A 25590-nucleotide genomic window follows, 5' to 3' on the forward strand; every position below is an offset into this window, starting at 1 on the left:
ACCTCATTTCCAGTATTTGGCGACGTATCGCCGGGTTTCGCTGAGCATGAACCGCGCGCTTTCATCGACGCGGTCTTCCCAGGCAAAGACGCAGTTCGACAGCACGCCATCGAATTTCATGTCGGCAAGCGTCGCAAAGAAGGTTTCCCAGTCGATCTCGCCCTGGCCGAAATCGGTGTGCTGGTGCACCCTGACCTTGGAGCCCGGCGGATTGACGATGTAACGCAGCTGCGACGACTTGTTGTGATCATAGGTATCGGCAAGGCGCACATGCACCAGATGGCCCTCCGTCGCGCGCAGGTTCGCCACCATGTCTGGCCCGTAAAAGAACGTGTGCGGCGCGATGAAGGAGGCCTTCACCGCCTTGGAATTGATGGTCTTGATGATGTCGATGGCCGGGGCGATCTCCTCGAGCCAGTCTTCGGGATGCGCCTCCAGCGACAGCACCAACCCTTCCCGCTCGAGGATCGGCACCAGAATATCCATGGCGCGGAAGAACTGCGCCTCGCAGGTTTCCGGCCGGTGCAGGCCGGAGCGGTCGTTGAGGCTGCGCTCCGGCGAGCCGCCACGGCCGAATTCCGAAACGAACATCGGGCATTCCATCTCGACCGCGATCTCGATGGCGCGTTTCCAGTTGTCGATCGCCACTTCCCACTCATCCGGATAGGGGCTTGCCCAGCGATACATCGGCTGCAGCGTGGCGAGACCGATCCCATGGTCCTTCAACGACTTTTTGAATTCGGCGACCCGTTCGGGATAGACCTTGGGCCGTGTCCACCAGGAAAGGAAATCCGGGCGCGGCGAAAGTTCGACGTAATCATAACCGAGTTCGGCGACCTTGCGGCAGGTCTCAGGCAACGAGAGATGCCGGAACATGTGGGGATCAAGCGTATGTTTCATGGCTGTTTCCAGTGGAGGGATAAAAAGACCGGGGCCGAAGCCCTGTCTATTTCGCGTAGGCGGACATATTTTCCGGTGTAACGAGTTCGAACGGCACCCAGATCGTCTTCTCAGTGCTTTGCCCGGCAGCGGCCTTCACCGCCGTCTGGACGGAGACCTCCCCCTGCTTCGTCGCATTCTGGTAAACGGTGATATCGAGATCGCCGGCCTGCATGGCGGCAAGACCATCCGGCGTGGCGTCGATGCCGGCAATGACGACATCCTTCATGGAAACGCCCGCTGCTTTGAGCGCCTGCGCGGCTCCGATCGCCATTTCATCATTATTGGCGATGACGGCATCGAACTGGATGCCCGCCGTCAGCCAGGAGGATACGAGGTCCTGCGCCTGCGTGCGGCTCCAATTCGCCGTCTGCTTTTCGAGGATTTCGATCTTGCATTCCGGTTTGGAAAATACCGTTTCGACATCCCTGGTGCGCACCAGCGCCGCATGGTTTTCCAATGGTCCCATCAGGATGACGGCCTTGCCCTTGCCACCCATCAGCTTGCAGGCGGCTTCAGCTTCCATGGTGCCGGAATCGAGTTCGTTGGAACCGACAAAGGCCGTTCCGTCAGGCAGGCCGGTTTCCAGCTCGGCCGGCGGATGGTTGACATAAACCAGCGGAATTTTTGCGGCTGATGCGGCCTTGGTGATTGCGGCAGTGGCATCGCCATCCACCGCATTGACGATGATCGCGTCGACACCATTGGCGATGAAATTCTGCACCTGATTGAGCTGCTTTGACGGATCAAGCTGGGCATCCTCAACCAGAAGCTCGATGTTTTTATCGCGCCCGGCTTCTGCCCTGATACCGTTGAGCAGGATCGTCAGAAACGGATTGTCGAAAGACGTCATCGAGACTGCAACGCGGGTCTCGGCAAGCGCCGGTGTCGCGAAGATGCAGAGCGCCGTCGCTATCAATAGTTTTTTCAAAGTTTCCTCCCACGGAAAATCGCTGCTGATTGCTTCATTCTGTATCGCCGGAGCCGGCGATCCTGCCGGCTCCGGCGCGTTCGGCCTACCCGGCGGCACTCCCCGGGAGCGGAGAAGCCGCCAAGGCAAGGCCATGGCTCAGTTTTTGGCCTGATAGCTCTTGAGGTTGTCAGGCGTCACCAGTTCGAAGGGAACGAAGACCTTCTTGTCGATCGTCTCACCCTTGGCGAGTTTCAGCGCCGCATCGAGAGCACCCTTGCCCTGTCCTGCGGCATTCTGGAAAACGCTCACATCCAGATCCCCCGCCGCCATGGCGGCAAGCGCGTCCTGCGTGGCGTCGATGCCGGCGATGATGACGCTGTCCATCGACCGGCCCGCCGCCTTCAGCGACTGGATAGCGCCGATGGCCATCTCGTCATTGTTGGAAATGACGGCATCGAACTCAACGCCGGCTGAAAGCCAGTTGGTCATCAGGTCCGACCCTTGCGTGCGCGACCAGTTGGCGGATTGTTCCTCGACAAGCTTGATGAAGCTGCAATCAGGCGTGGCAACGACATCCTTGATATCCTGCGTGCGCATACGCGCCGCCTGGTTGGAAAGCTCGCCCATCATCACCACGGCCCTGGCTTCCGTCTTGCCCGCCTCCTTCAACAGCCGGCAGACTTCCTGCGTCTGCAACGTGCCCGACTGTTTTTCATCGGAGGCGACGAAGGCCTGTTTTTCCGGCAGGCTGTCTAGATTGACCGGCTGGCGGTTGACGTAAACGAGCGGAATGCCCGCGGCGGCAGCGGCCTGCGAAAGCGCCACGGTCGCGTCCGTATCCACCGGATTGACGATGATGGCATCGACACCGGCGGCGACGAAGTTCTGCACCTGACTCAGCTGCTTGCCGACATCGTTCTGCGCATCCTCGACCTGCAGCGAAACGCCGCTCATGCCCTTGGAATAATCAATCATGCCGTTGCGCAGCACGGTCAGGAAATTATCGTCGAACAGGGCCATAGAAACCCCGACGGTCTGCGCCGATGCGCCCGTTGCCAGCATCGCGGCGAAAGCTGCAATTGCGAAATGTCTTTTCATGTCGTTCTCCTCCAAACCCCTTTGAAAAGAACCGGTCGAGCCGGCTTGAGCGCATCGCGCCACCACCGTCTTCCGGCAAAAGCTGGCCTTCGCCGCGAAGGAAAACTCGCAGCGTCAAACAGCCTCGAAATAATCTAATGTCGTGTGGGTCCGGCCTCCTGCCCGTTCCACCCGCGGCCAAGATTTCCTAGTCCGGTCCCGGCGTCAACGCGTCAGGGACCACCGAAACCATCAAGCCTGATAGAAACGGCATCGGATTTATGATGGAATCCATCAAACCATCAAAGGCTCTCAGGAACCCACAGATGCGCAGGCACAAAACGCTGTCCCGGCGTTTCCGCAATACCGTGTTCGATGGTGTGGACCATGGTGGCAAGAAGGTCGGTGCACAACTCGCGAAGCGGTGTCTGGAAGACGCCGCTGATGCGCCTTTCCAGCAGTGCCTGACGGGACTCGGGCGTGAGTTCATTCACGAGACAGACGATTGTCTCCTGCTTGTTTTCTTGCTGCATGGCCTCGACCACCCCTTCCATGCCGCCGCCGATGCAATAGATGCCGACGAGATCCCGGTGCTTGGCGATGGTGTCCATGACAAGCTCATAGGTCAGGCGACGCGTTTCGAGCGTGATGAGGGCATCCATCACCTCGAATTCCGGCGCATATTCCCGCATGTAGCTGCGAAAGCCCGTTTCGCGCAGCGAATGGCCGTGGAACCGGTGGCCGCCCAGCAGCAAAAGCACCTTGCCCCTGCTGCGCGCCAGCTGCGAAATCATCCAGGCGGCCGTGCGCCCAACCTTCATATTGTTGGCGCCGAGATACGCCTCCCTCACGCCTTGGGCAAAATCGGACAGCAACGAAAACGTCGGAATGCCTTTGGCTTTCAAAGCCTCGACGGCGGCCGTAACATCGTGATGGTCCGGCCCCGTGGCGGCAACCGCCTGCACGCGGCCCTTCATGCCTGTCAGCAACGCTGCAAGCTCAGCCGGCTCCCCCGACTGGGCGAATTCAATACGCAGGTTGAGGTGGCGATCCCGGATGTTGCGCGCCGCAAGCTCCAGCTCGTCGGCAAAGGTCTGGTAGAAAGCATGCCGTTCCTTGCGCAGGATGATGCCGAGACTATAGGACGGCATATCGGCCAGCATGCGCTGGCGAATGATGTTGGTGGCGTGAAAGCCGATCTTCTCCGCCGCCTCGAATACCCGCCGCGCGGTTTCCTCCCGCACCGGCAGGCGGCCGTTCAGTACCCGGTCGACGGTGGCGACGCTGACGCTCGCGGCTTTTGCGACATCGGTGATGGTCGGACGCTTCATGTTGGCTCCCGCAGGCGGAAAGATTCCTGTCATATCTCGCAAAACATGTCACGGATAATGATGGAATCCAACATGGGCTGAGGAATATGGCGGGAAGCGTCATGGGAAAACGCTGAGGCCGCGTCTTCTGTATGGCGCCTGCTTTACCATCCACCGCGACTAGCCGCTACGACTAGTCCGCCACACCTCCTTCCCTCATCTCTGTGCTTGTCACAGAGATCCAGCCAGCCCAAGTCCTAGGGCTGAAGGGGTTCTTTCGCGGTGCAGACGCACGTCGGCCGGATTCCTGTGAAAAGCACAGGAACGAGGGTAAATGGGGAGGGCACGGTTGGTATGAGCCAAGGCGAGAAAATCGTCGGCCAGCGCGGCTTGAATGATCTCAATCACGCGTAATGAAACTGAGTCAGCGGCATTCACCCCATTTTACAGCAGCATCCGCACCGTATCACGACGGCACTCGCCCCGTATCCCGATACCGAATGCCGCTATCCGGTCAGACTCGCTCCAGCGCCACGGCAATACCCTGCCCGACACCGATGCACATGGTAGCGAGCGCTAGCCGCTTGCCCGTCAGCGAAAGTTCAAGCGCCGCCGTGCCGGCAATGCGGGCACCCGACATGCCGAGCGGATGGCCAAGCGCGATCGCGCCGCCATTGGCATTCACACGCGCATCGTCATCGGCAATGCCGAGCTGGCGCAGCGTCGCAAGTCCCTGACTGGCGAAGGCCTCGTTCAGCTCGATCACGTCAAGCTGTTCCTGCGTCAACCCGAGCCGCGTCAGGAGCTTGGCCGAGGCCGGGGCCGGGCCGATGCCCATCACGCGCGGTAGCACACCGGCGGCGGCACCACCGAGGATGCGGGCAATGGGGGTGAGCCCATATTTCTTCGCCGCTTCCGCCGAAGCGATGATGAGCGCGGCCGCACCATCATTGACACCGGAGGCATTGCCCGCCGTCACCGTCGCGCCATCGCGCTTGTTCACCGGTTTCAGCTTCGCCAGCGTTTCGAGACTGGTCTCCCGGGGATGTTCGTCCTTCAACACGACAAGCGGATCGCCCTTGCGCTGCGGGATCGTCACCGAGAAAATTTCCTTGTCGAGCCGGCCATTAGCCTGCGCTGCTGCCGCCTTCTGCTGGCTGCGCACGGCAAAGGCATCCTGATCCTCCCGCGAGACCTGATAATCGACGGCCACATTGTCACCGGTTTCCGGCATGGAATCGACGCCATATTGCGCCTTCATCAGCGGGTTGACGAAACGCCAGCCGATGGTGGTGTCATAGATTTCAGCATTGCGCGAAAAGGCGCTTTCCGCCTTTGGCAGAACGAAGGGCGCGCGGCTCATGCTTTCCACGCCACCGGCGATCATCAGCTCCGCCTCTCCCGATTTCACGGCGCGGGCGGCCGCAATGACGGCGTCCATGCCCGAGCCGCACAGCCGGTTGATCGTCGTTCCGGTCACCGAGACCGGCAGGCCGGCGAGCAGCAACGACATGCGCGCCACGTTGCGGTTGTCCTCGCCCGCCTGATTGGCGCAGCCGAAGATCACATCCTCGACGGCTTCCCAGTCGATGGACGGATTGCGTTCCATCAATGCCTTGAGAGGCACCGCCCCAAGATCGTCGGCCCGCACCGAAGATAGCGCGCCGCCGAAGCGGCCGATGGGCGTGCGGATATAATCGCAGATGAATGCGTCGGTCATCGGTTTTTCCTCACAGTTCCGGGGCGACGAGATCGATTATCTCGTCATCCACATGCAGTGGCGCACCGGTCATGGCCTGCAATTCCTCAAACGTCATCGCCGGCAGTTTTTCGCGCAGCACAAAACGGCCATCCACCACGTCGATGACGGCATGGCTGGTATAGATGCGGGTGATGCAGCCGACGCCGGTGAGCGGAAAAGCGCATGTCTCAACGAGCTTCGGTTCGCCATTCTTGGTGACATGTTCGGTGATGACGAAGACCTGCTTGGCGCCATGCACCAGATCCATGGCCCCGCCGACGGCCGGCACGCCCCTGGAGCCGACGCGCCAATTGGCGAGATCGCCATTCTGCGCCACCTGATAGGCTCCGAGGATCGCCACATCCAGATGCCCGCCGCGCACCATGGCGAAGCTGTCGGCATGGTGGAAGAAGGCGGCACCGGGTTTCAGCGTCACGGCCTTCTTGCCGGCATTGATGAGGTTCCAGTCCTCCTCGCCTTCCCGCGGCGCTTCGCCGAAATTCAGGATGCCATTTTCAGTGTGGAAGATCGCCTGACGGCCGGGCGGCTGATAACGCGCCACCATTTCCGGAAAGCCGATGCCAAGGTTGACGTAAGCACCGTCCTCGATGTCCTGCGCCGCACGCCAGGCGATCTGGGCATTGGAGAGCTTGATGTCTTCGCGGGTGTCGATGGTCTGGGTCATGCGTATGCTACTCCCGCACGAATGAGGACTTCTTCCTGTTGCGGATCGGGGATTTCCACGACGCCGTTCACAAAAATACCGGGGGTAACGACATGCTCCGGGTCGATCTCTCCGGCGGCGACGATCCTGGAAACCTGCGCGATGGTCGTCTTTGCGGCCATGCACATCAGCGGGTTAAAATTGCGCCCGGCCTTGTTGTAGGTGAGGTTGCCATAAGTATCGCCAAGTTCGGCCTTGACGATGGCGAAATCTGCCTTCAGCCAGCGCTCCTGCACGTAAGAGCGGCCGTCGAATTCTGCTATGACCTTGCCTTGCGCCAATTCGGTGCCGAAGCCGGTCGGGGTGTAGAAGGCCGGAATGCCCGCGCCGCCAGCGCGGATGCGCTCGGCGAGCGTCCCTTGCGGCACCAGTTCCAATTCGATTTCGCCGGCCAGATATCGGTCTGTAAAGGCGCGGGGATCGGAAGAGCGCGGGAAGGAGCAGATCATTTTCCTGACCATGCCAGCGTCGATCATCGCGGCGATGCCAATGCGGCCATTGCCGGCATTGTTGTTGATGACCGTCAGGTTCTTCGGCCCTTTGTCTATAAGCGCATGGATCAACTCGATCGGCGCGCCAGATCCGCCGAAACCGCCGATCATGATCGTCGCACCATCACCGATGCCGGAAAGCGCCTCTTCAGCACTCTTGATTGTCTTGTCCATTCTTAAAACCTCCATCCAGCCGTGCGGATGGAACCGACAAGGCTGCTTGGCCATGAGGTAAAGCCGAAAATGCCTCGACGGCAAGAATTTTGTGCGTTATATGATTTTTGTTCGTATATCGCACAAATGGAGCTTGAGCATGGCCGTCAGTGAAAGAGACATGATGGGCGGTCTCGCCAAGGGATTGCGGGTGATCGAGGCCTTCAGCGCCGAGCGTCCACGGCTTTCTATTTCCGATGCCGCCGAGATCGCCGGGCTTGATCGTGCGACGACACGGCGCTGTCTGCTCACGCTTTCGGAACTCGGTTATGCGGCTTATGACGGCAAATTCTTCACCGTCACACCCAAGGTGCTACGGCTCGGCACCGGCTGTCTGGCCACAATGCCGCTGCCGAAGATCGTGCAGCCGCTGCTAGACCGCCTGTCGGAGGAGATTGGCCAGAGCACCTCAGTCTCCATTCTGGATGAGACCGAGATCGTTTATGTGGCGCGCGCCGCCCAGCAACGCGTCATGTCGATTGCGCTGATGCCGGGCTCACGCCTGCCCGCTTATTGCACCTCCATGGGCCGCGTTCTTCTTTCGGCGCAGCCAAACGAGCGGCAACACGAAATCCTCGAGGCCTCCCGCCTGGTCGCCCGCACGGAAAGAACGATCACCAGCATGGACGCCCTGCTCGCCGAGATTGAGGCGACCGGCCATCGCGGTTATGCGCTGATCGATCAGGAAGTCGAAATCGGTCTTCGCTCCATCGCCGTGCCGCTGAAAAGCGTGCGCGGCCAGACGGTCGCCGCGCTCAATGTCGGGCTCGCCGCCTCGGTGGCCTCGATGGAGGATCTGGTGGAACGCTACCTGCCGGAACTTCTTGCCGTTCAGCGGGAACTGGCGAGAATGCTGGTCTGAGGCTCTTTCTGCCGCGCGCCGGAATCGCCTATTTTCTGCTGTTCGGCGACCCGCCAGGCGCGCGGCGTCATGCCTGTCTCACGCCTGAAGAAGCGATTGAAATAGGCGGGATCGGCAAAGCCCAGCCCTTCGGCGATCATCTGCACGCTCGAGACGGTGAAGATCAGTTCCTGCTGGGCTATCTCGATCTGACGCTTAGCGATCAGCCGCTGCAGGCTGAGGCCGGAAACCGAGCGGACCAGACGGTTGAGATGAGTCTCGGACAGGCCGACCTTCTTGGCATAAAACCCGGCTTTTTGCGGCTCGCGGATATGGCGGGCGATCAGCGACAGCAACCGTTCGAAACGCTGCTCCGCAAGGCCTTCGCCACTCGTTTCCAGAAGCGGGCGCGCCGCCCGCGTCAAAAGCGTGACGACGGTGGCGAGCTGGCCTTCGATCATCGCATCCCGGCCGATCTCACGGGCCTCATATTCGGCGGAAATCCGTTCGAAACCTTGGCGCAGGCATTCTTCCTCAGCAAAATCCCGCAACGGCAGGAGCACTGGCCGCTGGAAATTGCGCAGCAAAAGCGCCTGCACCGATGCCGGCAGCGCGCCCGGCAACATGGTGACGATCACTCCACCAATATCGCGTGAAAAACGGAAGCCGTGTTCGAAACCCGGCGGCACGATGATGGCGACCGGCGGGCGGATAGGCTCGATACGGCCACCCAGCAATGCATCGCCCTCGCCGCCAAAAATGTACAAGATTTGCAGAAAGGCGGAATGGCGATGCAACCCGATTTCGAAGCGGTGCAAGCTGCTTCTTGAAAAAAGCGTCTCACAATGGAAGCGAAAATCAGTGCCTTGCGCTGCTTCTTCGCCATAAAGCCCCTCATTTGCAGCAACCCGCATCTCAGCACACTCCCCCGTCTGATGGTCGGATTGTGCAACTTACGGATCAGAAAGTCCATTGAGCTTGTGGCCCGCCTTGGTCAATTTCTTGACCGGAGACAAGTTCGGGAGGAAATAATGCGCACACAGGTCGTCATCATCGGCTCCGGCCCATCAGGGCTTCTGCTCGGCCAGCTTCTTGCGAGAGAAGGCATCGAGACCGTCATTCTCGACCGGGTCGGCAAGGATTATATCCTCGGCCGCGTCCGCGCCGGTGTGCTGGAAGAAGGCACGGTGCAGCTGATGGAAAAGGTTGGCGCGGATAAGCGCCTGCACCGGGAAGGCTTGCCGCATGACGGTTTTTCGCTGACCTTCGACGGCCGCGACCATCGCATCGATCTGTTCGATCTAACCGCCGGCAAACGCGTCATGGTCTATGGCCAGACCGAGGTGACCCATGACCTGATGGATGTGCGTGAGGCGGCAAACCTTGTGACGATCTATGACACCGGCAATGTCGAACCGCATGATTTTGATGGCGCAAGCCCCTATGTCACCTACCAGAAAGACGGCGTAACCCACCGGATCGATTGCGATTTCGTCGCCGGTTGCGACGGTTTTCACGGTGTGAGCCGCAAATCGGTGCCTCAGGGCGCGATCAAGGAATTCGAGAAGGTCTACCCCTTCGGCTGGCTCGGCATTCTGGCCGATGTGCCGCCGGTCAACCACGAACTTATCTACGCCAACCACCCGCGCGGTTTTGCTCTCTGTTCCATGCGCTCGCACACACGCAGCCGTTATTACATCCAATGTTCGCTGAATGACCGGCCCGAGGACTGGAGTGACGAGCGTTTCTGGGATGAAATCCGCCGTCGCCTGCCGGAAAACCATGCGGATGCCATGGTAACCGGCCCTTCCTTCGAAAAATCCATCGCGCCGCTACGGTCCTTCGTCTGCGAACCCATGCGGTTTGGGCGGCTGTTTCTGGCGGGCGATGCCGCACACATCGTGCCACCCACCGGTGCTAAGGGCCTCAACCTCGCCGCCAGCGATGTGCATTATCTGAGCGAGGCGCTGATCGAGTTTTATCGCGACAGGTCCAAGGCCGGCATAGATGCTTATTCGCAAAAGGCGCTCTCCCGCGTCTGGAAGGCTGTGCGTTTCTCATGGTGGATGACGACAATGATGCATCGCTTTCCCGATACGGGAGATTTCGGCCAGCGCATTCAGGAAGCGGAGCTGGACTATCTCGTCCAATCCCGCGCCGCTTCCACGGCCCTTGCGGAAAATTATGTCGGGCTTCCTTACTGAGAGGCAGCTTCCGTTTTCCCATCCAGCAGCTCGCTCGCCGCTTCGCGGATGGCTTGCATCAGCAGCGACAGCGGCAGGGAGGGCTGCGTATCGGCCCTGACCGTCAGCCCCACGGGACCGCTGGTGTCGCCGGTCTCAACCGGCAGGATCGCCAGAATGCCATCCGCCACATCTGCCGCCACCACGCCTTCCGAGATGATCCAGATCGCATCGCTGGTACGCAGGAAGGCACGGCCGAAGGCATCCGAGACGGTTTCGATGCGGATCGGCAGGGCCGGAACGCCGTTGGCGATCAGAAACTGCTCAACAACAGGACCGATGACGGATTGCCGCGTCGGCATCAGCACCGGATATTCATGCAGGTGATCGAACACCGAAAGGCCCGGAGAAAGCAGCGGGTGGCCGGCGCGCACCACGAAGCGCACCTTTTCAGAATAGAGATGTTCGAAAGAAAAGCCCGCCATTTTCTGCGGCGCGGCGAGACGCCCAACGACGAGATCGAGATCGCCGACACGCAACTGCTCCAGCAGCACGGCGTTTTCGCCGGTGACAATCTTGACCGGGCTGCCGGTCTTTTCCGCCAGAAAACCGGCCATCGCCTTCGGCATGATCCGCACCGAAACCGTGGGCAGAGCGCCGACCCGAACGGGAGGACCGGCACGCGCCGCCTCCTGCGAGACCGAATCGACCGCCTGACGCAGCGCCGTCATCGTCGCGCCCGCATGGCGCAGGAACACCTCGCCATAACGGCTGATACGGATGCCGCGCCCCTCGCGGTCGAATAACGAGACGCCGATAATCTCTTCCAGCTCGCGAATGGTCTTCGTCACCGCCGGCTGGCTGACATGCAGGATTTCCGCCGCGCGGATGACGCTTTTCTGGCGCGCCACCTCCACGAAAGTCTGCAGGTGGCGGAACTTGATACGCTGGTCGACCATCGCTCATATAATCCATAGGTTATGATTTTCATCGATAATGTCATTTTACTTAACCGGAACTGGCTTGCAATATCTTTCGCAGGAGGAGCACATCATGCATTTTCTGCGCTGCGGCGAGACTGTGATCCATTATCGCATTAAGGGATTGGACAGCGGCAAGCCGGTCATCGCCTTCATCAATTCGCTCGGCACCGATTTCCGCATCTGGGATGCGGTGATAGAAGCGCTGGGCGATGATTATGCGTATGTCCTGCACGACAAGCGCGGCCACGGGCTTTCCGATGTCGGGCGCACTCCCTATTCCATCGACGATCATGCCGGTGACCTGATCGAACTCCTCGATCATCTCGGCGTAAAAAGCGCCATTATCTGGGGCCTCTCGGTCGGTGGCCTCATTGCGCAGGGGATTTATGCGCGCCGTCCCGATCTCGTCCGCGCCCTGGTGCTTAGCAACACCGCCCACAAGATCGGCACGGCCGAAATGTGGAATACACGCATCGACAAGATTGCCGCCAACGGTCTCGCCTCGCTGGTCGATCCCGTCATGGAGCGCTGGTTTACGTCCGCTTTCCGCACACCGGACAATGCCGCTTATGCCGGTGCGCGCAACATGTTATGCCAGCAGCCGGAAGCGGGTTACAGCGGCACCTGCGCCGCCATCCGCGATGCGGATTTTACGCAAGAAGCAGGCCGCTTCGCCGTGCCGACACTCTGTGTCGCAGGCGATCAGGACGGCTCCACCCCGCCGGAACTGGTGCGGTCGCTGGCCGATCTTATCCCTGCGAGCCGCTTTGTAACCATTGCCGGCTGCGGACACATTCCCTGCCTTGAACAGCCGCGTGCCTACACACAGGCAGCGTGCATTTTTCTGAAGACCTTGCCGGAGCATTGACCGATGGCGGACCATATCGACAAGAATGAACGTTTCGAACAGGGCATGAAAACCCGTCGCTCGGTGCTGGGCGACGCCCATGTGGACCGGGCGCAGACCATGACGTCCGGCTTCGACCAGCCCTTCCAGCAACTCATCACCGAAGCCGCCTGGGGCACGGTGTGGTCCGGCAATCACTGGACGAAGCGCGAGCGCTCTATGGTCACCATCGCCTTGCTCGCCGCGCTGGGGCAGGATGAGGAACTGGCCATGCATGTGCGCGCCACCGCCAATACCGGCGCCACCGAAGCCGACATCCGCGAGGCGCTGCTGCATGTGGCGATCTATGCCGGCGTACCTGCCGCCAACCATGCTTTCAAGATCGCCAAGCTTGCCCTGGCCAGCATGAAGGCCGATAGTTCCCATGATAATTCTGGCGATGGGGAGGAGACGAAATGAGCAACCAGCCGCCCGAAACCGGGCCGTTCTTCGCGCGCAACCGCGATATTCACCCGCTGGCCTATGCGCCCGGCTACAAGACCTCCATTCTGCGTTCACCGCAGCGCGCGCTGATTTCGCTGGAAGGCACGAAAAGCGAGATCACCGGCCCGGTCTTCGGCCATGGCATGCTGAACCCGCTGGATAACGACCTCATCCTCAATTACGCCCGCCCCGGCGAAATGCCGGTTGGCCCGCGCATTCTGGTGCACGGCCGGGTGCTGGATGAGCGCGGCCGCGGTGTGGATGGCGCGCTGGTGGAATTCTGGCAGGCCAATGCCGGCGGACGCTATCGCCACAAGAAGGAAAGCTATCTCGCCGCCATCGATCCGAATTTCGGCGGCGTCGGCCGCACGATTACCGACGAGAACGGTTATTACTGGTTCAAGACCATCCAGCCGGGCGCTTACCCCTGGCCGAACGGCGTCAATGACTGGCGGCCGGCCCACATCCATTTCTCGGTCTTCGGCCACGGCTTTGCTCAGCGGCTCATCACCCAGATGTATTTCGAAGGCGATCCGCTGATCTGGAAATGTCCCATCGTCAAAACCATTCCGGACGAGGATGCGATCAGAAGATTGATCGCACCGCTGGACATGAATGCGACGCTGCCGATGGATATGTTGGCCTATAAGTTCGATATCGTGCTGCGCGGTCGCCGCTCGACCCTTTTCGAAAACCGCATGGAGGGCAACTGACCATGGTTCAGCCGCTCAACTATTTCAAAGAGACCGCCTCGCAGACGGCAGGCCCCTATGTGCATATCGGCTGCACACCCAATTTCGTCGGCATCGAAGGCGTGTTCGAAAAGGATCTCGGATCTGGCGCGCTCTACAACGACAAGGCCCGTGGTGAGCGCATCAGCGTGCGCGGCACTGTCTATGACGGCGCAGGCATGCCGCTGAAGGACGCGCTGATCGAAATCTGGCAGGCCGACACGGACGGTTTTTACAACAGCCCGAGCGAGACACGCGGCAAGGCCGATCCGAATTTCACCGGCTGGGGCCGCTCACCCGGCGACATGGATACCGGCGAATTCATTTTCGAGACGATCAAGCCGGGTACCGTGCCTTTCCGCGACGGCCGGCCGATGGCGCCGCACATCACCTTCTGGATCGTGGCGCGCGGCATCAATATCGGTCTACAGACCCGCATGTATTTTCCGGAAGAGCAGGAGGCCAATGCAGCCGATCCGGTTCTTGCACGCGTCGAACAGAAAAGCCGCATCGCCACGCTTGTCGCCAGGAAGGAAGAGGGGAATATCTATCGTTTCGATATCCGTCTTCAGGGCGAAGGCGAAACGGTGTTTTTCGATATCTAAGCGGAAGCGAAACCTGAGATGAGCCTTACACCCTTCGAACATCCGTTTTTGTCAGGCCTTTTCGGCGATAGCGAGATCGTCGAACTGTTTGCGGCAAAGGCGGATATCGACGCCATGGTCCGCTTCGAAACGGCTCTGGCGGAAGCGGAAGCCGAGGCCGGTATTCTGGCGGATGGTGTGGCGGAAGCCATCGTTTCGGGGCTGACCGACTTTGCCGCCGATATGACAGCACTTCGCCATGCCGTCGCAAAGGATGGCGTGGTGGTGCCGGAACTGGTGCGGCAGATGCGGGCAGCGGTCGCCGACAAGGCAGCGGACAAAGTGCATTTCGGCGCGACCAGCCAGGATGTCATCGATACCAGCCTGATGCTGCGGCTGAAGGCGGCAACTGAAATCATCACTATCCGCCTCGGCCACCTCATCGATACGCTCAGTGACCTTTCCTCCCGTGACGGCCATAACCCGCTGACGGGTTATACCCGCATGCAGGCCGCCATCGGCATTACCGTCGCCGACCGGGCGACAAGTTGGACCGCGGCACTGGAGCGCCACCTGCTGCGGCTCGAAACCTTTGCGCAGAATGGTTTTGCCCTGCAGTTCGGCGGGGCGGCCGGTACGCTGGAAAAACTCGGCGACAATGCCGATACAGTCCGCGCCGATCTCGCAAAACGGCTTGGCCTTGCCGATAGACTGCAGTGGCAGAGCCAGCGCGACGGCATCGCCGAATTCGGCAATATTCTCTCCCTCATCACCGGCGCGCTCGGCAAGTTCGGACAGGATATCGCGCTGATGGCCGAACTCGGCGCGGAGATCCGCCTTTCCGGCGGCGGCGGCTCCTCGGCCATGCCGCACAAGCAGAACCCGGTCAATGCGGAAACGCTGGTGACGCTTTCGCGCTTCAACGCCGTGCAGATATCGGCGCTGCATCAGTCCCTCGTCCATGAACAGGAACGTTCCGGCGCGGGCTGGATGCTCGAATGGATGACGCTGCCACAAATGGTGACGGCAACAGGCGCCGCACTTCTGATTGCCGAACGGCTTGCCGGGCAGATCGACAGGCTGGGAGCCGGCGAAGACTAGCCGAAAGACTGGTGTTTTCCAAAAGAAGACAGGTTCCCGGACGCTTCCAATGGGAAAGCCAAGGCAGCGCAACCGTGCATCGAAACCGCTTGCGAATTCTCGCCTTACACATTGATATAAAAAGACTTTCCGGAAAAACTAAAAAGAAGAAAAAACCGCTTTTGAGGCGCTTTTCACCGGGCATGACGCTTGACTCTAAAATGAACTAACTGGTACAAACATTCACGTTAAGACATGCCGGGGAAGAGGAAGAAGAGCTTCCAAGGCAGGGCAAAACAATGGAGGGCTTTGGCGCCACCAGGTGTCCAAAGCGATACGGACAAGGCGAAACGCCTGTCCGGACCCGAACGGGTTGGGAGGAAGAATGTCTTACAGTCTCGATTTTTCGGTGGTCATGGACCGCCTTCCCGAGCTGCTTTTAGCCTGTCTGGCAACGATCGGCCTTGCAATCGCCGGCATGTCGCTCGCCACCGTCATCGGCGTTCTCGGCGTCGTTGCCCGTCGTTCGCGGTTCAAGCTGCTACGCAATCTGGTCATCGGTTTTGTGGAAGTCATCCGCAACACGCCGTTTCTGGTGCAGATATTCTTCATCTTCTTCGCCCTGCCGCAGATCGGCATCAAGCTTAACCCCACCGTCACCGCCATCATTGCGCTGGCTTTGAACGGCGGCGCTTATGCCATTGAAATTATTCGCGGCGGCGTGGATTCCATTCCCAAGGGGCAGGTGGAAGCTGGACTGGCGCTCGGCCTGCAACGGTCGCAAATCTTCCGCCATATCATTCTGAAGCCGGCATTGCGCGCGGTCTATCCGTCGCTCACCAGCCAGTTCATCATGCTGACGCTGACGACATCGGTCTGCACCTCGATCGCGGCTTACGAACTGACATCGGTGGCGCAGCAAATCGAGGCGGACACCTTCCGGTCGTTCGAGGTCTATTTCTCGATCACGCTGCTTTACCTGGTCATTTCCTCGCTGATGATGGGCGTTTTCTCGCTCATCTCCCGCGCATCCTTCAGCTATCCGGTCAAGTGAGGAGAAGACAATGGAATCCATCGGTCCCAACCAACTCTTCTTCCTGATGCAAGGCCTGAAATGGACGCTGGCGCTGACCGTGATCGGCTTCATCGGCGGCGGTGTCTTCGGTCTCTGCGTGGCGCTTGCCCGTGTTGCCGATAGCGTGGCGGTCCAGCGTGCAAGCACGGCTTTCATTGCGGTGTTCCAGGGAACGCCGCTGCTGATGCAGCTTTTCGTGGTTTATTACGGCGTGGCGCTCGCGGGTCTCAATGTCGATGCCTGGGTCGCCGTCGCCATCGCGTTTACCTTGCATGCCAGCGCCTTTCTCGGAGAAATCTGGCGCGGCGGCATCCAGGCGGTGCCGAAAGGCCAGACAGAGGCCGCCAACGCGCTCGGCCTGCATTATATCTCGCGCATGAAGGACGTGGTTTTGCCGCAGGCCTTCAAGATTTCGCTGCCGGCCACCATCGGTTTTCTGGTGCAACTCATCAAAGGCACCTCGCTTGCGGCCATCGTCGGTTTCGTCGAGTTGTCGCGTGCCGGACAGATCGTCTCCAACCAGACGTTCCGCCCGCTCACCGTTTTCGCCATCGTCGGCATCATCTATTTCCTGATCTGCTGGCCGCTCTCCCTCTGGGGTGCGGGCGTGGAGAGACGGATGCAGGCCAATTCCCGTTAACAACCAAAACCATCTCATCAGCTTTGTAAGGAGGAGCAAAAGATGAAAACCACCACCATGAAACTCTCTCGCCGCGCTCTGCTCGCGCTTGCCGCGGCAACGGTTGCGCTACCCTTTGTCGCGCCGGTCGACGCCTTCGCCGGCACGGTCGATGAGGCCAAGGCCAAGGGCAAGGTCGTCATCGGCATTCAGGGCGACAATTCGCCATGGGGCTTCGTCAATTCCACCGGCGTACAGGACGGTCTCGATGCCGATATCGGCAAGGCCTTTGCCGAATATCTTGGCGTCAAGGTCGAATTCGTGCCGCTTGCCGTGGCAAACCGCATTCCGGCCCTGCTGACCGGCAAGGTCGACCTGTTGTTCGCAACCATGGGCATGACGGCCGAGCGCGCCAAGACCATCCAGTACTCCAAGCCCTATGCCGGCAACGTGTTGTCCGTCTATGGCCCGAAAGACAAGAAGATCGCCGGCTATGACGATCTGACCGGCGTTTCCGTTGGCGTGCCGAAGTCAAGCGCCATGGACACCTCGATCACCGCAGGTGCGGGCTCCAACGCAAATATCCTGCGCTTCGACGATGACGCCGCCAACATTCAGGCGCTGATCTCGGGCCAGGTGGAAGCCGTCGGCGGCAATCAGTTTTATGGCGACCGGTTGAACAAGGCGGCGGAAGGCAAATACGAGCCGAAGTTCGATCTGACGACGCTTTATAACGGCGCCGGCACCCGCCCGGGAGAAAAGGACTGGAACGAGACCGTCAACGCCTTCCTCGACAAGATCAAGTCCGATGGCCAGCTGGCCAAGATCTACGACAAGTGGATGAAGCGCGAAGTTCCCGCCTTCCCGGACAGCCTGCCCGACATCCCCTTCACCGTGAAGTAATCCGGAGGTTTCCATGCCACAATCCACAACTGCCGAGGTTCCGCTTATCGCCCTTCAAGGGGTTGGAAAGTGGTATGGAGCCTTCCACGCGCTTAAAAATATCGACATGACGGTTCGCAAGGGTGAAAAAATCGTCCTTTGCGGCCCGTCCGGTTCGGGAAAATCCACCCTTATCCGGTGCATCAACCATCTGGAGGAAATCCAGCAGGGCAAGATCACGGTGGAGGGAACGACGCTTTCGGATTCCAGCCGCGCCATCGATGCGGTTCGCCGCGAGGTGGGCATGGTGTTCCAGAGCTTCAACCTCTTCCCGCACAAGACCATCATGGAAAACTGCACGCTCGCCCCCATGCGGGTGAAGGGGCTTTCGAAAGCCGAAGCGGAAGCGACGGCACGCAAATATCTGGAGCGCGTGCGCATTCTCAATCAGGCCGATAAATATCCGGCGCAGCTTTCCGGCGGCCAGCAGCAGCGCGCGGCGATTGCCCGTGCGCTGTGCATGGAGCCGAAAGCCATGCTGTTCGATGAGCCGACTTCGGCGCTCGATCCGGAAATGGTGAAAGAAGTGCTCGACACCATGATCGGCCTTGCCCGTGACGGCATGACGATGATCTGCGTCACCCATGAAATGGGTTTCGCCCGGCAGGTGGCAGACCGCGTGGTCTTCATGTCGGAAGGCGAGATCATCGAGGAAGGCCCGCCGGACGAGTTCTTCCGCGACCCCAAGCACCAGCGCACCCGCACGTTCCTCGGCGAAATTCTCGCCCACCATTGAGGTTCGTCCATCTGCCCTCAGACTTGTGGCGACCTCTCGGCATACGCGACGTCATCCTCGGGCTTGACCCGAGGATCCACTGATTTCAACACGCTAGGATCCTCGGGTCAAGCCCGAGGATGACGAAGGAGAGGTTTCAACACCTCGCCAGCAACCTGAAGGCAGGCGCAGCCTGCCCCGAACCGACGAACGACACCCGATCATGACAGAAACAAAATCCTTCAAGGTCGGCCTGATTGGCGCCGATATCCAGCTTTCCAAATCGCCGGCGCTGCACATGCGCGAAGGGGCTGCCCACGGGCTCGATTATACTTATGAGCTGGTCGACGTTACCGCCCGCAAGCTGCCAGCCAGCGCCCTTGCCGATCTGCTCGAAGAGCTGGAAACGCGCGGCTTTGCCGGCACCAACATTACCCATCCCTTCAAACAGGCGGTCATTCCGCACCTGCATGAATTGTCGGACGATGCCCGCATGCTGGGTGCAGTCAACACCGTCGTCTTCAAAGACGGTCGCCGCATCGGCCACAATACCGACTGGTACGGGTTTTACGAAAGTTTCGTGCGCGGCCTGCCGGATGCAAAACGTGACCGGGCGCTGCTGGTCGGCGCTGGCGGTGCGGGTGTGGCCGTGGCCCACGCCGCGCTGAAGCTCGACATCGCCCGTCTCGATATTTTCGACCGCGATTTCCCGCGGGCGGAAAGGTTGGCTGGCGAACTCAATGCCCGTTTCGGCGAAGGCCGCGCCTTTGCCGTTGACGACCCGGCCGCCTCCCTGCCCTTCGCCGATGGTCTCATCCATGCGACGCCAATGGGTATGCCCGCCCACCCCGGCATGCCGGTTGCGGCCGATCTCATCGAACAGCGGCACTGGGTGGCCGATATCGTCTATATGCCGCTGGTCACCGAGCTTCTGGCGACGGCAGCAACAAAAGGCTGTCGCACCCTGCCCGGCGGCGGCATGACCGTGTTTCAGGCCGTCGGCGCATTCCGTCTCTTCTGCGGCCGCGAGCCGGATGCGGAACGGATGACGGCGCATTTCACCGAACTTTGCATGGCGGAGGGGGTGGCATGAGCCTTTTTACTGTTTTGAACGGACCCAATCTCAACCTGCTCGGCCAGCGCCAGCCGGAAATCTACGGCTATGAGACCATGGCCGATGTGGAGACTAACTGCCGCAAGGTGGCCGATGCTGCCGGCCATGAGCTGTTCTTCGCCCAGAGCAACCGCGAATATGAGCTGATCGACTGGATTCACGACGCGCGGGGCAAATCGTCGGGCATTGTCATCAATCCCGGCGCTTTTACCCATACATCAGTGGCGATCCTAGATGCGCTGAATGCCTTCGAAGCGCCTGTCATCGAGGTCCATATTTCCAACATCCACAAACGCGAGGTTTTCCGCCACCATTCCTACGTCTCGACCCGCGCCGAAGGCGTGATCGCCGGTCTCGGCATCGAAGGTTACGAAGTGGCGCTTCGCCACCTCATCAACCGTTTTTCCCGATCGTCGTGATATGGGCGGGCGTCAGCACATAACGCAGTACCATGTCGCTGACATGCCGCGACAATGTCTCCTGACCGTTTTCGGTAAACAGGCCGTCGCCGAAGATGAACGAAAAGGTCTCGGCGTTCGAAACGTTGAAGAAGGACAGCGCGCTGATCTGCCAGTGCAGTTCCAGCGCATCGATGCCATCGCGGAAGATGCCGCCTTTCTGGCCGCGCAGCAGCACGCTTTCCAGCGCGTCGATCGCCGGCCGGTTCAACTGGCGGATTGTTTCGGAGGACTGCATGTGGCGGCCGTGGTGAATGTTTTCGATCATCACCATGCGGATGAAGGCCGGATTGCGCCGGTGGTGGTCGAAGGTGAACCGACAGAGCTTGTCGAGCGCCGCCGCCGGCTCCAGATCGTCAAGCTCCAGATCGCTTTCACCGCCGCGCACCTTGGCATAGGCTTCCTCAAGCACGCGCTGGTAGAGGCTCTCCTTGTCGCTGAAATAATAATAGATCATGCGCTTGGACGTGCGCGTGCGGGCCGCAATTTCATCGATGCGGGCGCCGGAAAGACCGTTCTGCGAAAACTCTTCCATGGCGACCGAAAGAATGTCGCGGCGAACCCCTTCCGGATCGCGCTTCGCCTGCCGGCTGTCTCGGGTTCCGTTCGACGTCGCGCTTTTGGTCATCATCCATTCCATCGGTGGGGCGGCGGCCTGCGGTCACGCCCTGATTATTAACCAATCAGTACATAAGGCTGAAAAGGAAGGCAATATGGCGAGCTATGACACAGGCAGACAGAGCATGCCAATGCGCACATCCATCGCGACCGTGTCGATCAGCGGGGAATTTCCCGAAAAGCTTGCGGCCATCGCCAAGGCGGGCTTCAGTGGCGTGGAGATTTTCGAAAATGATTTCCTGACCTATGACGCCTCACCGCGCGAGGTGAAGGCGCTGGCCGCCGATCACGGTCTGGATATCACGCTTTTCCAGCCATTCCGCGATTTCGAGGGCATGCCGGAACCACACCGCGCCCGCGCCTTCGACCGCGCCCAGCGAAAATTCGATATCATGGGCGAACTTGGCACCGATCTGATGCTGATCTGTTCCAATGTCTCGCCGGTATCGCTCGGCGGCATCGACCGCGCCGCCGCCGATTTCCATGACCTTGGCGAGCTTGCGGCAAAACACGGCGTGCGCGTCGGTTACGAGGCGCTGGCCTGGGGCCGGCATATCAGCGATCACCGCGACGCATGGGAAGTGGTGCGCCGCGCCGACCACGCCAATGTCGGCATCATTCTCGACAGTTTCCACACGCTGTCGCGCAAGATTGATCCCAATTCGATCCGCTCCATTCCCGGCGACAAGATTTTCATCGTGCAGTTGGCCGATGCGCCGCTGATCGACATGGACCTGCTCTACTGGAGCCGCCATTTCCGCAACATGCCCGGCGAAGGCGACCTGCCGGTGGTGGATTTTATGCGCGCCGTGGCCGCAACGGGTTATAGCGGCCCGCTGTCGCTGGAAATCTTCAACGACCAGTTTCGCGGCGGCTCGGCCCGCCTGCTCGCCGAGGACGGTCACCGTTCGCTCATCAACCTCATGGATCAGGTGCGCCGTCTCGAACCTGATATTCGCATCGATGTGCCCGCCATGCCGGAACGGGTGCAAACGCAAGGGGTGGAATTCGTCGAATTCACCACGGCACCGGAAGAAAAAGCCCATCTGGAGACATTGCTCGCCACGCTCGGCTTCGAAAGAACCGGCAAGCACCGCAATCGCGATGTCAATCTTTATACGCAGGGCGATATCCGTATTGTCATCAACACCAGCGATGAAGGCGACAGTTTCGCCGGTGCGTCCTATTCCATCCACGGCACCAATGCCTATGCCTTCGGCCTGAAGGTCGATGATGCGCAGGCAGCCCTTGCCCGGGCCGAAGCGCTCGGCGCGCCGACCTTCACGGAACCGCGCAAGACAGGCGAAGTCGCCGTTCCCGCCATTCAGGGCGTGGGCAATGGCGTCATCTATTTCCTTGACGGTTCGCCGGCGCTCGCCTCCATCTGGGACAATGAATTCGTGCCGGAAGAAGGCCAAACACCGGTAGGCGATGCCGGGCTGAAGCGTATCGATCACCTGGCGCAAACAACGCATTATGATGAAATGCTGACCTGGCTCCTGTTCTACACCTCGCTGTTTTCCACCCGCCGCACGCCGATGGTGGATGTGGTCGATCCGGGCGGTCTGGTGCGCAGCCAAGCGATCGAAAGCGTTCCCTCACCGCATTTCCGCCTGACCATGAACGGCGCGGACAACCGCAAGACCTTTGCCGGCAAATTTCTGGCCGAGGGTTTCGGCACCAGCATCCAGCACATCGCGTTTGCCACCGACGATATTTTCGCCACCGCCAAGGCAATGCAGGCGCGCGGTTTCCACGCCCTGCCGATCTCCCGCAATTATTACGACGACCTCGAAGCCCGTTTCGGGCTTGAACCGGAATTTTCCGATGCCTTGCGGGAGGCGAGCATTCTTTATGACCGCGACGACAATGGTGAATATTTCCAGATCTATAGCCGCACTTTCGGTGAAGGTTTCTTCTTCGAGATCATCGAGCGGCGTGGGGCTTATGCCGGTTATGGTGCGATGAACGCGCCCTTCCGCATTGCCGCGCAACGGCGCCTCGCCCCACCGGTCGGCATGCCGCGGGAATAGGCCCCGTCAAACTCCGATCAGGCCGCAGCCGGCAGTAATGTCGATGCGGCCGATCTGCATTCAAGCCAGCGTCACTATCTCATAGTCCCGTGGAATGGCGGAGGTGGCAGTGAACCACTCCGATGCCCGCGTCCGCTGCTGATGGAAATCAAAGGCGGCGCGATCGACAAAAAGTTCCTCCACTCGCCAGATCAGAGGATCGTCGGCCTGAGTGACGTCAAAGGAAATGCAGCCGGGTTCCGCTCTGGTCAGACGAAGGTGCGCTGGAAGATGGGTTTCCACAAGCTGGATATCCTCCACCGATGCGCACCGCAGGAAGCCGGATAATCTGACCGCACCCGTTCTATTCGTCATGTTCGCTATCCTTGTTGAATTACATCATGCGCCCCGGGCGACGAATAGCAGTACCTCTACCATTGCGACATCAAGATAAAATTAGCCCGCGCAACTTTCCGGATTTAGTCCAGAATCCACAAACCGTTAAAAGCAATGGAGTACCGGTTCAAGTCCGAGCACCAGTTCGTGTATGGAGAGAACCCGTACATCCATATGCCCTCAGTCCAGCCAGCGGCGACCCTTTTTAAAGCGACCTAAAGCCATCGGCTTCTCCTCACCCGATGGCCAGAACACACCGCGCCCAAAATAAGCGCATTTGCGTATTTGTAGAGCAGTACACAAAAATTGTTCAACACTCTGGACATGATTGTCGGGTTTTGTTAGCTTTTTTGTAAAACAAGGGTGGGGAATACAGTTTCATGCGCAACATCGATTCCGGGGCCGATGCCGGTCTTTTTGCCGGCACCGACGCGGTAGCTTTCAGAGCCGGGGCAAGATCGCAATATCCGCGCTTGCCGGCCTCATCCGATGCGCATTGCGCCCTTGAGGCGGCGTGAGACACTATGCGCTTCTCCCCGGCATTCACGTTTTTCGCTCAGAGCTTGATACCAAACGCCTGTCCGACGCCCCTTTGCCCTTCCATAATTCAGATGGCCGCGCCAGAATTGCCGCGCACGCCAAGCCGGAGACGCTGACATGACTGCCGCAAACCGCAACGCCCTCCTCTCGGTCGAAGGCCTGAGCGTCGAGTTCGGCGACAGCCGCGTCGTGGACGACATATCCTTTTCCGTGGAAGCCGGCAGGACGGTGGCGATCGTCGGCGAATCCGGATCGGGTAAATCGGTCACCTCGCTTTCGACCATGCGTCTTGCGGACATGATGGGCGCGACTTACCCCGCAGGTCGTATCCTGTTCGAAGGCCGTGATCTGCTGAAGGCCTCGCAGAAGGAGATGCGGTCGATCCGCGGCAAGGAGATCGCCATGATCTTCCAGGAGCCGATGACCTCGCTCAACCCGGTCTTCACCATCGGCGACCAGATCTGTGAAGTGCTTGTTCTGCATGAGAAGCTGGGCAAGACGGCTGCTATGGAGCAGGCAAAGCAACTGCTCGACATGGTGCGCCTGCCCGATGCGGCCGAGCTTTTGCACCGTTATCCGCACCAGCTTTCCGGCGGCATGCGCCAGCGGGTAATGATCGCCATGGCGCTCGCCTGCCGACCGAAGCTGTTGATCGCCGACGAGCCGACCACGGCGCTGGATGTCACCATTCAGGCACAGATTCTCAACATCATGCGCGACCTGCAAAAGCAGCTCGGCATGGGCATGGTCTTCATCACCCACGATATGGGCGTGGTGGCGGAAATGGCCGATGACGTTGTCGTCATGTGGAAGGGCAAGAAGGTCGAGGAAGGTCCGGTCAAGGATATCTTCGCCAATCCGCAGCATCCTTATACGCGCGCCCTGCTCTCCGCCGTGCCGCGCCTCGGCAGCATGACTGGTGAAGAGTTTCCCAAGCGCCTGCCGCTCACCGTGTTGCAGGATGGCCAGCCGGTCGTGGTGGGCGAAGAGCGCGTGCAGAACACCGCGAAATATGACGACAAGCCGCTGTTGTCGGTCAAGGACCTGTTCGTCCGCTTCGATATCCGCAAAAACCTGTTCGGCAAGGCGACGCACCGTTGCAGCGCGGTGCAGAAGGTCAGCTTCGATATTCATGCCGGCGAAACGCTGGCGCTGGTGGGCGAATCCGGTTCCGGCAAATCCACCATCGGCCGCACCATCCAGCAGTTGCAGACAGCCGTATCAGGCGAAATTGCCTTCAACGGACGCAGCTATTCGCAAATGTCGTCGGCGGAACGGTTCCGCATGCGCCAGCAGGTGCAATATATCTTCCAGGACCCCTTCGCCTCGCTCGATCCGCGCAAGACGGTCGGTTTCTCGATTGCTGAGCCGATAAACACCCATGGTTTGATCAATGATCAGAAGGCGGTACGGCGGCGGGTGGATGAATTGCTGGAGCGTGTGGGCCTCAGCTCCGAACATGCATCGCGTTATCCGCACGAGTTTTCCGGCGGCCAGCGCCAGCGTGTCTGCATCGCCCGCGCGCTCGCCTCCGACCCGAAACTCATCATCGCCGATGAGGCGCTGTCGGCGCTCGATGTCTCCATTCAGGCGCAGATCATCAATCTGTTCATGGACCTGCAGGCCGAGCGTGGTCTTGCCTATCTCTTCATCAGCCATGACATGGCGGTGGTGGAAAAGATGAGCCATCGCGTCGCCGTGCTTTATCTCGGCCAGATCATGGAAATGGGCAGCCGCCAGCAGGTCTTCGAAACGCCGACGCATGATTATACCCGCCGTCTGCTTTCGGCCGTGCCGGTTGCCGACCCGTCCGTCGAGCGCCGCATCGCCATGATCGAGGGCGAAATACCCAACCCCGTGCGCCGTGTCGGCGATGAGCCGGCCATTCTCGCCCATGAGGAAATCAATCCGGGCCACTTTATCGCAAAGAGCGCCTGAACAACCGCGAAAAACCGCAACCA

At 60.0% G+C, this 25590-nt stretch carries 27 protein-coding genes; 16 read left to right on the forward strand and 11 right to left on the reverse strand.

The features are described 5' to 3' along the window. Positions 1-3 precede the first annotated feature (3 nt). The 7 genes from FCH38_RS21655 to FCH38_RS21685 form a co-directional block, all read right to left on the reverse strand. A complete protein-coding gene (locus FCH38_RS21655; protein WP_174375118.1) occupies positions 4-900 on the reverse strand; it encodes a sugar phosphate isomerase/epimerase family protein in 897 nt (298 codons plus the stop codon). Positions 901-946: 46 nt separating this feature from the next. Next, positions 947-1870, reverse strand: a complete 924-nt coding sequence (locus FCH38_RS21660) for a substrate-binding domain-containing protein (protein ID WP_174375119.1) — start codon at positions 1868-1870, stop codon at positions 947-949. 138 nt (positions 1871-2008) lie between these two features. Beyond that, a complete protein-coding gene (locus tag FCH38_RS21665; RefSeq protein ID WP_174375120.1) occupies positions 2009-2950 on the reverse strand; it encodes a sugar ABC transporter substrate-binding protein in 942 nt (313 codons plus the stop codon). 281 nt (positions 2951-3231) lie between these two features. Beyond that, a complete protein-coding gene (locus FCH38_RS21670; RefSeq protein ID WP_174375121.1) occupies positions 3232-4260 on the reverse strand; it encodes a LacI family DNA-binding transcriptional regulator in 1029 nt (342 codons plus the stop codon). Positions 4261-4753: 493 nt separating this feature from the next. Next, positions 4754-5959, reverse strand: coding sequence for a 3-oxoadipyl-CoA thiolase (gene pcaF / locus FCH38_RS21675; protein ID WP_174375122.1), 1206 nt, complete (start codon positions 5957-5959; stop codon positions 4754-4756). A gap of 10 nt (positions 5960-5969) precedes the next feature. Then, positions 5970-6665, reverse strand: coding sequence for a CoA transferase subunit B (locus tag FCH38_RS21680; RefSeq protein WP_174375123.1), 696 nt, complete (start codon positions 6663-6665; stop codon positions 5970-5972). Continuing rightward, positions 6662-7369, reverse strand: a complete 708-nt coding sequence (locus FCH38_RS21685; RefSeq protein WP_174375124.1) for a 3-oxoacid CoA-transferase subunit A — start codon at positions 7367-7369, stop codon at positions 6662-6664. Before FCH38_RS21685 ends, FCH38_RS21680 begins: the two co-directional genes overlap by 4 nt. A gap of 139 nt (positions 7370-7508) precedes the next feature. Here FCH38_RS21685 and FCH38_RS21690 point away from each other — a divergent pair, with 139 nt between their 5' ends. Beyond that, positions 7509-8270, forward strand: coding sequence for an IclR family transcriptional regulator (locus FCH38_RS21690; RefSeq protein WP_174375125.1), 762 nt, complete (start codon positions 7509-7511; stop codon positions 8268-8270). Here FCH38_RS21690 and FCH38_RS21695 read toward each other — a convergent pair. Next, complete coding sequence (locus tag FCH38_RS21695; protein ID WP_174375126.1) at positions 8240-9163, reverse strand: helix-turn-helix domain-containing protein; 924 nt, start codon at positions 9161-9163, stop codon at positions 8240-8242. The two genes, FCH38_RS21690 and FCH38_RS21695, sit on opposite strands and share 31 nt — an antisense overlap. 117 nt (positions 9164-9280) lie before the next feature. On the opposite strand from FCH38_RS21695, the gene pobA reads away from it, so the two are divergent. Next, positions 9281-10453, forward strand: a complete 1173-nt coding sequence (pobA, locus tag FCH38_RS21700) for a 4-hydroxybenzoate 3-monooxygenase (protein ID WP_174375127.1) — start codon at positions 9281-9283, stop codon at positions 10451-10453. On the opposite strand, the gene pcaQ is transcribed toward pobA, so the two are convergent. Then, positions 10447-11391 carry a pca operon transcription factor PcaQ gene (gene pcaQ / locus FCH38_RS21705; RefSeq protein ID WP_174375128.1) on the reverse strand — a complete coding sequence of 315 codons (945 nt, stop codon included), beginning with the start codon at positions 11389-11391 and terminating at the stop codon, positions 10447-10449. The genes pobA and pcaQ overlap by 7 nt on opposite strands. A gap of 94 nt (positions 11392-11485) precedes the next feature. On the opposite strand from pcaQ, the gene pcaD reads away from it, so the two are divergent. The 11 genes from pcaD (at position 11486) to aroQ (ending at position 20024) form a co-directional block, all read left to right on the forward strand. Next, a complete protein-coding gene (gene pcaD, locus FCH38_RS21710) occupies positions 11486-12283 on the forward strand; it encodes a 3-oxoadipate enol-lactonase (protein WP_174375129.1) in 798 nt (265 codons plus the stop codon). A gap of 3 nt (positions 12284-12286) precedes the next feature. Continuing rightward, on the forward strand, positions 12287-12721 hold the full coding sequence (gene pcaC, locus FCH38_RS21715; RefSeq protein WP_174375130.1) for a 4-carboxymuconolactone decarboxylase: 435 nt from the start codon (positions 12287-12289) through the stop codon (positions 12719-12721). Next, complete coding sequence (pcaH, locus tag FCH38_RS21720) at positions 12718-13458, forward strand: protocatechuate 3,4-dioxygenase subunit beta (protein WP_003505508.1); 741 nt, start codon at positions 12718-12720, stop codon at positions 13456-13458. The genes pcaC and pcaH overlap by 4 nt, the downstream gene beginning before the upstream one ends. Positions 13459-13460: 2 nt before the next feature. Next, the gene (pcaG, locus tag FCH38_RS21725) at positions 13461-14081 is read left to right on the forward strand and encodes a protocatechuate 3,4-dioxygenase subunit alpha (protein WP_174375131.1); all 621 of its coding nucleotides are present in this window, start codon (positions 13461-13463) and stop codon (positions 14079-14081) included. An 18-nt stretch (positions 14082-14099) separates the two neighbouring features. Further along, positions 14100-15161, forward strand: coding sequence for a 3-carboxy-cis,cis-muconate cycloisomerase (locus tag FCH38_RS21730; protein ID WP_174375132.1), 1062 nt, complete (start codon positions 14100-14102; stop codon positions 15159-15161). Between the two features lie 364 nt (positions 15162-15525). Further along, complete coding sequence (locus FCH38_RS21735; protein ID WP_174375133.1) at positions 15526-16194, forward strand: amino acid ABC transporter permease; 669 nt, start codon at positions 15526-15528, stop codon at positions 16192-16194. Positions 16195-16204: 10 nt separating this feature from the next. Further along, positions 16205-16855: an amino acid ABC transporter permease gene (locus FCH38_RS21740; protein ID WP_149901538.1), complete on the forward strand. Its 651-nt coding sequence runs from the start codon at positions 16205-16207 to the stop codon at positions 16853-16855. Positions 16856-16897: 42 nt separating this feature from the next. Continuing rightward, positions 16898-17737 carry a transporter substrate-binding domain-containing protein gene (locus tag FCH38_RS21745; protein WP_174375134.1) on the forward strand — a complete coding sequence of 280 codons (840 nt, stop codon included), beginning with the start codon at positions 16898-16900 and terminating at the stop codon, positions 17735-17737. Between the two features lie 13 nt (positions 17738-17750). Beyond that, entirely contained in the window at positions 17751-18512 is a 762-nt protein-coding gene (locus FCH38_RS21750; RefSeq protein ID WP_174375135.1) for an amino acid ABC transporter ATP-binding protein, read from the forward strand. Positions 18513-18714: 202 nt separating this feature from the next. Next, positions 18715-19584, forward strand: coding sequence for a shikimate dehydrogenase (locus tag FCH38_RS21755; RefSeq protein ID WP_174375136.1), 870 nt, complete (start codon positions 18715-18717; stop codon positions 19582-19584). Beyond that, on the forward strand, positions 19581-20024 hold the full coding sequence (gene aroQ, locus FCH38_RS21760) for a type II 3-dehydroquinate dehydratase (protein WP_153516850.1): 444 nt from the start codon (positions 19581-19583) through the stop codon (positions 20022-20024). The genes FCH38_RS21755 and aroQ overlap by 4 nt, the downstream gene beginning before the upstream one ends. On the opposite strand, the gene FCH38_RS21765 is transcribed toward aroQ, so the two are convergent. Next, on the reverse strand, positions 19999-20691 hold the full coding sequence (locus FCH38_RS21765) for a TetR/AcrR family transcriptional regulator (RefSeq protein WP_149901543.1): 693 nt from the start codon (positions 20689-20691) through the stop codon (positions 19999-20001). The genes aroQ and FCH38_RS21765 overlap by 26 nt on opposite strands. A 121-nt stretch (positions 20692-20812) precedes the next feature. Here FCH38_RS21765 and FCH38_RS21770 point away from each other — a divergent pair, with 121 nt between their 5' ends. Then, positions 20813-22714 carry a bifunctional sugar phosphate isomerase/epimerase/4-hydroxyphenylpyruvate dioxygenase family protein gene (locus tag FCH38_RS21770; RefSeq protein WP_174375173.1) on the forward strand — a complete coding sequence of 634 codons (1902 nt, stop codon included), beginning with the start codon at positions 20813-20815 and terminating at the stop codon, positions 22712-22714. A gap of 60 nt (positions 22715-22774) precedes the next feature. On the opposite strand, the gene FCH38_RS21775 is transcribed toward FCH38_RS21770, so the two are convergent. Beyond that, entirely contained in the window at positions 22775-23068 is a 294-nt protein-coding gene (locus FCH38_RS21775; RefSeq protein WP_174375137.1) for a putative quinol monooxygenase, read from the reverse strand. 401 nt (positions 23069-23469) lie between these two features. Here FCH38_RS21775 and FCH38_RS21780 point away from each other — a divergent pair, with 401 nt between their 5' ends. Continuing rightward, on the forward strand, positions 23470-23607 hold the full coding sequence (locus tag FCH38_RS21780; protein ID WP_174375138.1) for a hypothetical protein: 138 nt from the start codon (positions 23470-23472) through the stop codon (positions 23605-23607). A 139-nt stretch (positions 23608-23746) separates the two neighbouring features. Then, on the forward strand, positions 23747-25567 hold the full coding sequence (locus tag FCH38_RS21785; protein ID WP_174375139.1) for an ABC transporter ATP-binding protein: 1821 nt from the start codon (positions 23747-23749) through the stop codon (positions 25565-25567). Positions 25568-25590: the final 23 nt, after the last annotated feature.

Origin of the sequence: Agrobacterium tumefaciens, from assembly GCF_013337285.1 — a bacterium.
Classification (GTDB): Bacteria; Pseudomonadota; Alphaproteobacteria; order Rhizobiales; family Rhizobiaceae; genus Agrobacterium; species Agrobacterium burrii.